This window comes from Allofournierella sp. (genome assembly GCF_048388525.1).
Taxonomy (GTDB): domain Bacteria; phylum Bacillota; class Clostridia; order Oscillospirales; family Ruminococcaceae; genus BQOK01.
In genome coordinates, this window is the sequence record NZ_DBGCTQ010000029.1 from 1 (window position 1) to 8,732 (window position 8,732).

An 8,732-nucleotide genomic window follows, 5' to 3' on the forward strand; every position below is an offset into this window, starting at 1 on the left:
CAACAGGTATGGAAGCAAGCGAGGACGGCCTGACCTGGACCGTGACCATTCGGGACGACGTGAGGTTTACCGACGGCGAGCCCCTGACCGCAGCCGACGTGGCGTTTACCTATAATACCGTGAAGGCCGAGAGCTCGGTGAACGATTTTACCATGCTGAAGAGCGCCGAGGCGGTGAACGACACCACCGTGGCGTTCCACATGGCGCGGCCCTATTCCATCTGGCCTTACACCATGGCCATTGTGGGAATCGTGCCCGAACACGCCTATGGCCCGGATTACGGCCAGAATCCCATTGGTTCGGGCCGCTATGTGCTGAAACAGTGGGACAAAGGGCAGCAGGTGATTTTTGAGGCAAACCCGGATTATTACGGCCAGCCGGTGCAGATGGAAAAAGTGGTGGTACTGTTCATGAGCGAGGACGCCGCTTTTGCAGCGGCCAAGGCGGGGCAGGTGGACGTGGCCTATACCGCGCCGGCGTATGCGGATCAAACGGTGGCTGGGTACGGCCTGATGGCGGTAAAAACCGTGGATAACCGGGGCATCAACCTGCCTGCCGCAGCCGTTGACGGAACTGCGGGGAATGATTTTACAGCGGACGTGCGGGTGCGCCAGGCCATCAACTGCGGGATTGACCGGCAGGAGATGATTGGGAATGTGCTGGGCGGTTACGGCACGCCCGCGTACAGCGTGTGCGACCAGATGCCCTGGTACTCGCCGGCAAACGAAGTGGCCTATGACCCCCAAAAGGCGGCCGCGCTGCTGGATGCGGCGGGCTGGGAGCTGGATGCCGCCGGAACACGCCAAAAAGACGGCATGAAAGCGGAGCTGACCGTGATGTATCCCATGGGGGATTCCACGCGGCAGGCGCTGGCGGCCGACCTGGCAAACCAGCTCGGGGAGCTGGGCATTGCCGCGAAGGCGGAGGGCGTGGACTGGGATACCGCCTATGCCCGCGCGCTGAGCCAGCCCCTGGTGTGGGGCTGGGGGGCGCACACCCCCATGGAGCTTTACAACATCTACCACACTGCGCCGGGCGCGGATACCGCGGAGTATTCCCCCTATGCCAGCGCACGGGTGGACGAGGTGATGGACGCCGCTCTTGCCGGCGGTGATCTGGAAGAGAGCTATGCGCTGTGGCAGCAGGCCCAGAGCGAAGTGCTGGCCCAGGAGGTACCCTGGGTGTGGCTGGTGAACATCGACCATCTATACTGGGTGCGCGACGGCCTGGCGGTGGCGCAGCAAAAGCTGCACCCCCACGGCCACGGCTGGTCGATTGTGAACAATGTGGACCAGTGGAGCTGGGCGGCCTGAAGCCGCGGCAAAAGCGCAGAAAATAAGGGAGAGGATGCCCGGTGGCAAAGCGCAGGATGAAAAGCGCGGGAAAAAATTTTATTAAAATGCTTTTGCTCATGGGCTGCGCGGCACTGGCGGCGTTTTGGCTGCTCACCCTTTCACCCATCGATCCGCTGCAGCAAAATGTGGGGCAGGCGGCCCTGGGCAGCATGAGCCCGGAACAGATCGCAAAGCTGGAGGCCTATTGGGGCGCTGATACCCCGCCTGTGGAGCGTTTTTTTGCCTGGGCAAAGGGAATGCTGCAGGGGGACTTTGGTACCTCGCTTTTATACCGCCGGCCGGTGCTGGAGGTGATCGGCTCAAAGCTTGCCGGCTCGGTGTGGCTGCTGGTGCTGGCGTGGGTGTTCTCGGGCCTTTTGGGGTTTTGCATGGGCATGCTGGCGGGTGCGTTCCAGGGCCGCTGGCCGGATAAACTGATCAAGGGCTGGTCCATGCTGATTGCCAGCACGCCTGCTTTTTGGCTGGCGCTGCTGCTGCTTATGGTATTTGGGGTGTGGCTGGGCTGGCTGCCCATTGGCCTGAGCGTGCCCATTGGCATGGAGAGCGCAGCCGTGACCCTGGCCGACCGGCTGCGCCACGCGGTGCTGCCGGCGCTGGCGCTCAGCCTGACCGGCACGGCCTCGGTCACGCTGCACACCCGGGAAAAACTGGTGGAGGTGCTGGCCAGCGATCACGCGCTGTTTGCCGCCGCCCGCGGGGAGAGCAGGGCGGGCATTGTGCTGCGGCATGGGCTGCGGGGCGTGGCGCTGCCGGCCGTGACCCTGCAGTTTGCCTCGCTGGGCGAGGTGCTGGGCAGCTCGGTGCTGGTGGAGCAGGTGTTCAGCTACCCGGGCCTTGGGCAGGCCACGGTGGCCGCAGGCCTGGGCGGCGATCTGCCCCTGCTGCTGGGGATCACGGTGATCTCGGCGGCGGTGGTATTCCTTGCAAACTTTATCGCCGATCTTTTGTATGGCCTGATCGACCCCCGCATCCGAAAGGGGGCGCAGCTATGAAACTGTTTGAGCTCCTGCGTGAGCCGCGGCCCGCCGCGGCCTGCAAGCTGATATTGGCTGTGGGGCTGCTTGCGGCTGTGACCCTGTGGGGCCTTTTTTGCGGCGACGCGGCGGTACAGGCGGATTTCAGCCGCAAAAACCTGGCCCCCGGCGCGGCCTGCCTGTTTGGGACCGACTGGCTGGGGCGGGATATGCTGGCCCGCACGGCGGCGGGCCTTTCGCTGAGCATCCGCATCGGGGTGGTGACCGCCTGCGTGAGCGGGGCACTGGCCCTGGTGCTGGGCGCGGCTGCGGCCTTGCTGGGCCGCTGGGCCGACGGCTTTGTGACCTGGCTGATTGATCTGTTTATGGGGGTGCCGCACATTTTGCTGCTGGTGCTTATTTCCTGTGCGCTGGGGCGGGGGTTCTGGGGGGTGTGCGTGGGGATCGTGTTTACCCACTGGATGAGCCTGGCCCGGCTTTTGCGCGCCGAGGTGCTGCAGCTGAAAACCAGCGGCTATGTGCTGGCGGCCCGCAAGCTGGGGCAGGGGGCGGCGGGCATTGCGCTGCGGCATATCCTGCCGGGGGTTCTGCCGCAATTTTTTACCGGCCTGGTGCTGCTTTTTCCCCATGCGATCCTGCACGAGGCCAGCGTGACCTTTTTGGGGTTTGGACTTTCCAGCGAGCAGCCGGCCATTGGGGTGATCCTGTCTGAAAGCATGCAGTATCTCGCCACCGGCCGCTGGTGGCTGGCAGTGCTGCCAGGGGCGGCTTTGGTGGCGGCGGTGCTGTTGTTTGATCTGGCCGGGCGGAGCCTGAAGCAGCTCTGGGCCGTGACCGTGCCGGGAGAGGGGTGAGGCGTATGGAAAGAAAGACGCCGCCTCTGCTGCAGGTAAGGAACCTTTCGGTGGGCTTTGGCCGGTATGGGCGGGGCTTCCGAAAAAGCAGCCTTGCCGGCGTGCGGGACCTGAGCTTTACGCTGAACGGGGGAGAGCTGCTGGCTGTGGTGGGCGCTTCCGGCAGCGGCAAAAGCCTGCTTGCTCACCGTGTTTTGGGAATTCTGCCCGCCAACGCGGCTGTGGGCGGGCAGGTGTTTTATGAAGGCCGGCCGCTGGATGCGGCGCTGGCAAAGCGCCTGCGCGGCCGGGAGATCGTTCTGGTGCCGCAGAACGTCTCGTACCTGGACCCGATGATGCGGGTGGGGCCGCAGGTGGCGGGCCCCCATGCGGGCAGGGAGCAAAAGGAAAAGGCTGCCCGCGTTCTGGCCGGGTACGGGCTGGGCGCAGAGGTGCAGAGGAAGTATCCCTTTGAGCTTTCGGGCGGGATGGCGCGGCGGGTACTGATCGCCACTGCCGTGCTGGGCGGCCCCCGGCTGGTGGTGGCGGACGAACCCACCCCCGGCCTGCACCCGGCCGCGGCTGAACGGGTGCTGGGGCATTTTAAGGAGATGGCGCAGAACGGCGCGGGGGTGCTGCTGATCACACACGATCTGGAGGCAGCGCTTAAGGTGGCGGACCGGGTGGTGGTGCTGTATGCCGGGCAGGCCATAGAAGAGGCGCCCGCCGCAAGCTTTGCAAGCGAGGCGGCTTTGCAGCACCCTTATACCCAGGCGCTGTGGAGGGCGAGCCCCGCCCATGGGTTTGAAGCGCTGCCCGGCACCCAGCCGGTGGGCGAATTGCCGCAGGGCTGCGCCTTTGCGCCCCGCTGCCCCCGCCGCGGCCCCCGGTGCAGCGAACCGGTGCCCTATGTGCAGAGCGGCCCGGGGTTTGTGCGCTGTATTCGGGCGCCGGGCCAGGCAGGCGGGGCGGGGCGGCAAACCGCGCCTGCGCTGCGGTGCGCGGCACCCGGGGAAGAAAGGGAAAAAGAAACCGCGCGGAAAAACGGCGCTGCCGCGGCGCAGGGAAAAGGGCTCCGGGCCGAGGCCGTGACCTTCGATTACCCCTGCGGGACCCGCATTTTGGAGCGCTTTGGCATGGCAGTGGCGCCCGGCGAGCGGGTGGGGGTATACGCCCCCAGCGGCCGGGGGAAAACGACCCTTTGCAAGCTGCTGGCAGGCTATGAAAAACCGAAACAGGGGCGTATTCTGGTGGACGGCGTGCCTCTGGAGCAATGCCGGGGTTACTGCCCGGTGCAGCTGGTTTGGCAGCACCCGGAGCAGGTGGTGGATCCCCGGCTGACCCTGGGAAGGACCCTGGCCGAGGCGGGCGCAGCGGAAGATCGCCTGATGAACGCGCTGGGCATCCAGCCGGACTGGCTGGCCCGCTACCCCGCCGAGCTTTCGGGCGGGGAATTGCAGCGCTTTTGCATTGCCCGGGCACTGGCCCCCGGGACCCGATACCTGCTGGCCGACGAGGTGAGCGCCATGCTGGACCTTTCGACCCAGGCACAGCTGTGGAGCTTTTTGGTGGAGGAGTGCGCGCGGCGCGGGATCGGCCTGGTGGCCGTGAGCCACGCAAAGCCCCTGCTGGACCGGGTGTGCACCCGCCAGATCACGCTTTGAAAAAGGGGGAAAAACAGATGAAGCTGCAGGAATTTTTTGAAGAACACCCGGCCGCGGCAATCGCTTTTTCGGGCGGGGCCGACTCGGCTTATCTTTTGGCCGAGGCGCTGCGGGCGGGGTGCAGGGTGCGGCCCTATTTTGTAAAGGGACCGTTCCAGCCCGCCTTTGAGCTGGAGGACGCCCGGCGGCTGTGCGCCCAGCTGGGGGCGGAACTGACCGTGCTGGCCGCGGATCCGCTGGCGGACCCCGAGGTTGTTGCCAACGGACCGCGCCGGTGCTATTATTGTAAAAAAGCGATCTTCAAGGCACTGCTGGCCGCTGCGCGGGCCGACGGCTTTGCCGAGCTGTGGGACGGCACCAACGCCTCGGACGACGCGCAGGACCGCCCCGGGATGAAAGCACTGGAGGAGTTGCAGGTGCTCAGCCCCCTGCGCCTGTGCGGCGTGCCAAAAACCCAGGTGCGCGCCCGTTCCAGGGAGCTGGGGCTGTTCACCTGGGAAAAGCCCGCGTATGCCTGCCTTGCCACACGCATTCCCACCGGCACGGCCATTACCGCCGGGGCGCTGGAGCGCGTGGAAGCTGCGGAGGGCGCGCTGTTTGCGCTGGGATTTAAAGATTTTCGGGTGCGGGTGATGGGGGAGCTGGCCCGGCTGCAGCTGCCCGCCGCCCAGTTTGGGGCGGCGGCGGAAAAGCGCGGGGCGATCACCCGGGCGCTGAACCCCTGGTTCAGTGGGGTGCTGCTGGATCTTACGCCCCGCAGGGAGGAGTGAAAAATGGAAAAGCAGGAAATGCTGGCGCTGCTGCAGCAGGTAAAGCAGGGTGAGCTCTCGCCCGAAGATGCGGTGCTTCGCATGAAGCTGGAGCCCTTTCAGGACTTGGGATACGCCATGGTGGACCACCACCGCGCCCTGCGCCAGGGCGCGCAGGAGGTGATTTACGGGGCGGGCAAAACGCCGGAACAGATCTGCGGGATCCTGGAGGCCATGGAAGCGCGGCGGGCCACGGACATTTTGGTGACCCGCCTTTCGGAAGAGGCGGCTGCGATCGTGGGCGCCGCCCACCAGATGGACTACGACCCCCTGTGCCGCCTGGGCATTGTAAAGCCCACCGGGCGCATCACCGCGCCGGGCGCAATTGCCGTGGTATCGGGCGGGACCAGCGACATGCCGGTGTGCGAGGAGGCGGCCCGCACCGCCGAGGCCATGGGAAACCGCGTGGTGCGGGTGTACGACGTGGGGGTGGCCGGGCTGCACCGGCTGCTGGCGAAGCTGGATATTTTGATGCAGGCCCGGGTGGTGATCGCCGTGGCGGGCATGGAGGGCGCGCTTGCCAGCGTGGTGGGCGGCCTGGTGGACTGCCCGGTGATCGCCGTGCCCACCAGCGTGGGCTATGGGGCCAACTTTAACGGGCTGTCGGCGCTTTTGTCCATGCTCAATTCCTGCGCCAGCGGGGTGAGCGTGGTGAACATCGACAACGGGTTCGGGGCTGGGTATCTGGCCAGCATGATCAACCATATGGGGGCAAGTGAAGCGTGAAAACATTGTACCTGGAATGCAATATGGGCGCTGCGGGCGATATGCTGACCGCAGCGCTGCTGGATCTCTTGCCCGCCGGGCGCCAGCAGGAATTTTTGCGGGTGATGAACGCGATCCCCGGCGTTTCGGTGTGTGCCGAGCGGCGGGAAAAGTGCGGCGTGCAGGGCCTGCATGTGACCGTTCAGGTGAACGGGCAGGAGGAGCAGAGCCGGGATGTGCCCTGCGGTACGGCCGCCTTACCTGGCCATCAACATGACCATGAACACGGGCACGAACACAGCCATGAGCATGGCCATCACCACCACGCTGGTATGGCCCAGATCGAGGCCATGATCGACAGTTTGCCCATGCCACGGCCGGTCAAAGAAAAGGCAAAGGCAGTGTATGCCCTGATCGCCGAGGCAGAGAGCCACGCCCACGGCTGCCCGGTGAGCGAGGTGCATTTTCACGAGGTGGGGGCCATGGACGCAGTGGCGGATGTGGCGGGGGCCTGCCTTCTGCTGCACTGGCTGGCACCCGACCGGGTGGTGGCCAGCCCGGTGCACCTGGGCAGCGGCCAGGTGCGGTGCGCCCATGGGGTGCTGCCGGTTCCGGCGCCTGCCACGGCATATCTTTTGCAGGGCGTGCCCTGCTATGGCGGCGCGGTGCAGGGGGAACTGTGTACCCCCACCGGCGCGGCGCTGCTGAAAAGCTTTGCTGCCGAATTTGGCCCTATGCCCCCCATGACCCTGCGGGCCGCGGGCGTGGGAGTGGGCAGCAAGGACTTCGCCCAGGCCAACATCCTGCGGGCCTTTGCGGGGGAAAGCGGGGGGGAAGCGGGCGACGAGGTGGCCGAGCTGTGCTGCAACCTGGATGATATGACCGGCGAGGCCCTGGCCTATGCGCAGCAGCGTTTGCTGGAAGCCGGGGCGCTGGATGTATATACCCTGCCCTTACAAATGAAAAAGGGCAGGCCCGGCGTGATGCTTTGCTGCCTGTGCCGGCCGGGTGACCAGGAGCACATGACAAGCCTGCTTTTAAAGCACACCACCAGCTGGGGGGTGCGCGCCGCGCGCCTTGTGCGTACCGTGCAGCCCCGCACCGAGGCCCCGGTGGAAACGCCCTACGGGACGGTGCGGGTGAAATATGCCGCGGGCGGGCCGGGCCCTAAGCAAAAAGCCGAATATGCCGATGCGGCCGCTGCAGCAGAACAGGCGGGGGTGGCTTTGTGCGAGGTGCAAAGGGCGGCGCTTGAAGCTTTTGAAAAGCAGCGGAAACCAGAGTAAACGGGAGCTTTTATAAGAATATCCAAAGGTTTTTGAGCCAAAAGCCGGAATATTCCTGTTCTTTACGGAATATCCCGGCTTTTTTCTGATTTTTTCGGCAAAACTATTGACAGGGGGCGATGCGGACTGTATAGTAGTGATTGCATGTGTTGCATCTGACACATTGGCGTTGTATGTATCGCTGTAGCTGCCGCCGGCTGGGAGGTTCCGGGGGTGGTGTAACAAACCTTTTGCGGGGCGGTATAATTGGCGCTGACCCGGAGGATATGCCCCGGGAAATTTCCGCAAAGGGGGATGCATGATAAAATGAATGAGATCGTATCGCTGAAAAACATTGTGGTCGACTTTGACGGGGAACCGGTGCTCACCGGCCTCTCGCTGGACATCCACGACAAGGAGTTCGTCACTTTTCTGGGCCCTTCGGGCTGCGGCAAGACGACGACGCTTCGGGTCATTGGTGGGTTTGTGCAGCCTAAGTCGGGCAATGTTTTTTTTAATGGGCAGGACATCACCCATCTGCCGCCGTATAAGCGGCAGGTGAACACGGTGTTCCAGAAGTATGCGCTGTTCCCGCACCTGAATGTGTTCGAGAACGTGGCCTTTGGTCTGCGCCTGCAAAAAAAACTGGACGAAAAAGAGATCCGCCTGCGGGTGCAGGAAATGCTGGAAGTAGTGGGCCTGAAAGGCTATGAGCGGCGGGATACCTCCAACCTGTCCGGCGGCCAGCAGCAGCGTGTGGCGATTGCCAGGGGCCTGATCAACCACCCCAAGGTTCTTTTGCTGGACGAGCCCTTGGGGGCCCTTGATTTAAAGCTGCGCAAGGAAATGCAGCTGGAGCTCAAGCGCTTGCAGCAGGCGATGGATATCACCTTTATTTACGTGACCCACGACCAGGAAGAGGCGCTCACCATGTCCGACACGGTGGTGGTCATGCACGATGGCGACATCCAGCAGATCGGCAGCCCCATTGATATTTACAATGAGCCCATCAACGCTTTCGTCGCCTCCTTCATCGGCGAGAGCAACATCATTGACGGGATCATGCTGCGCGACTTCATGGTGGAGTTTGCGGGCAACGAGTTTACCTGTGTGGATAAGGGCTTTGG

The 8,732-nt window shown here is 64.3% G+C and carries 8 protein-coding genes; all 8 read left to right on the forward strand.

Going from position 1 to position 8,732, the window contains the following annotated elements:
- Positions 1–1,313 (forward strand): ABC transporter substrate-binding protein (locus ACMLHZ_RS02490; RefSeq protein WP_418666230.1); only part of this gene is annotated, 1,313 nt, incomplete at its 5' end.
- A 41-nt stretch (positions 1,314–1,354) separates the two neighbouring features.
- On the forward strand, positions 1,355–2,347 hold the full coding sequence (locus tag ACMLHZ_RS02495) for an ABC transporter permease (RefSeq protein ID WP_418666231.1): 993 nt from the start codon (positions 1,355–1,357) through the stop codon (positions 2,345–2,347).
- On the forward strand, positions 2,344–3,183 hold the full coding sequence (locus ACMLHZ_RS02500; protein WP_418666232.1) for an ABC transporter permease: 840 nt from the start codon (positions 2,344–2,346) through the stop codon (positions 3,181–3,183). The genes ACMLHZ_RS02495 and ACMLHZ_RS02500 overlap by 4 nt, the downstream gene beginning before the upstream one ends.
- Before the next feature lie 5 nt (positions 3,184–3,188).
- Positions 3,189–4,826, forward strand: a complete 1,638-nt coding sequence (locus ACMLHZ_RS02505) for an ABC transporter ATP-binding protein (RefSeq protein ID WP_418666233.1) — start codon at positions 3,189–3,191, stop codon at positions 4,824–4,826.
- A 17-nt stretch (positions 4,827–4,843) separates the two neighbouring features.
- On the forward strand, positions 4,844–5,596 hold the full coding sequence (locus ACMLHZ_RS02510; RefSeq protein ID WP_418666234.1) for a TIGR00268 family protein: 753 nt from the start codon (positions 4,844–4,846) through the stop codon (positions 5,594–5,596).
- Between the two features lie 3 nt (positions 5,597–5,599).
- Positions 5,600–6,361 carry a nickel pincer cofactor biosynthesis protein LarB gene (gene larB / locus ACMLHZ_RS02515; RefSeq protein WP_418666235.1) on the forward strand — a complete coding sequence of 254 codons (762 nt, stop codon included), beginning with the start codon at positions 5,600–5,602 and terminating at the stop codon, positions 6,359–6,361.
- The gene (gene larC / locus ACMLHZ_RS02520; RefSeq protein WP_418666236.1) at positions 6,358–7,626 is read left to right on the forward strand and encodes a nickel pincer cofactor biosynthesis protein LarC; all 1,269 of its coding nucleotides are present in this window, start codon (positions 6,358–6,360) and stop codon (positions 7,624–7,626) included. Before larB ends, larC begins: the two co-directional genes overlap by 4 nt.
- Positions 7,627–7,932: 306 nt before the next feature.
- The coding region (locus tag ACMLHZ_RS02525; RefSeq protein WP_418666237.1) for an ABC transporter ATP-binding protein at positions 7,933–8,732 on the forward strand (800 nt) is incomplete at its 3' end.

Bases quoted from the DNA above. Each gene is read 5' to 3' on its own strand.
- ACMLHZ_RS02500 (WP_418666232.1), top strand. From the start codon at position 2,344: ATGAAACTGTTTGAGCTCCTGCGTGAGCCGCGGCCCGCCGCGGCCTGC.
- ACMLHZ_RS02505 (WP_418666233.1), top strand. From the start codon at position 3,189: ATGGAAAGAAAGACGCCGCCTCTGCTGCAGGTAAGGAACCTTTCGGTG.
- ACMLHZ_RS02510 (WP_418666234.1), top strand. From the start codon at position 4,844: ATGAAGCTGCAGGAATTTTTTGAAGAACACCCGGCCGCGGCAATCGCT.
- larB (WP_418666235.1), top strand. From the start codon at position 5,600: ATGGAAAAGCAGGAAATGCTGGCGCTGCTGCAGCAGGTAAAGCAGGGT.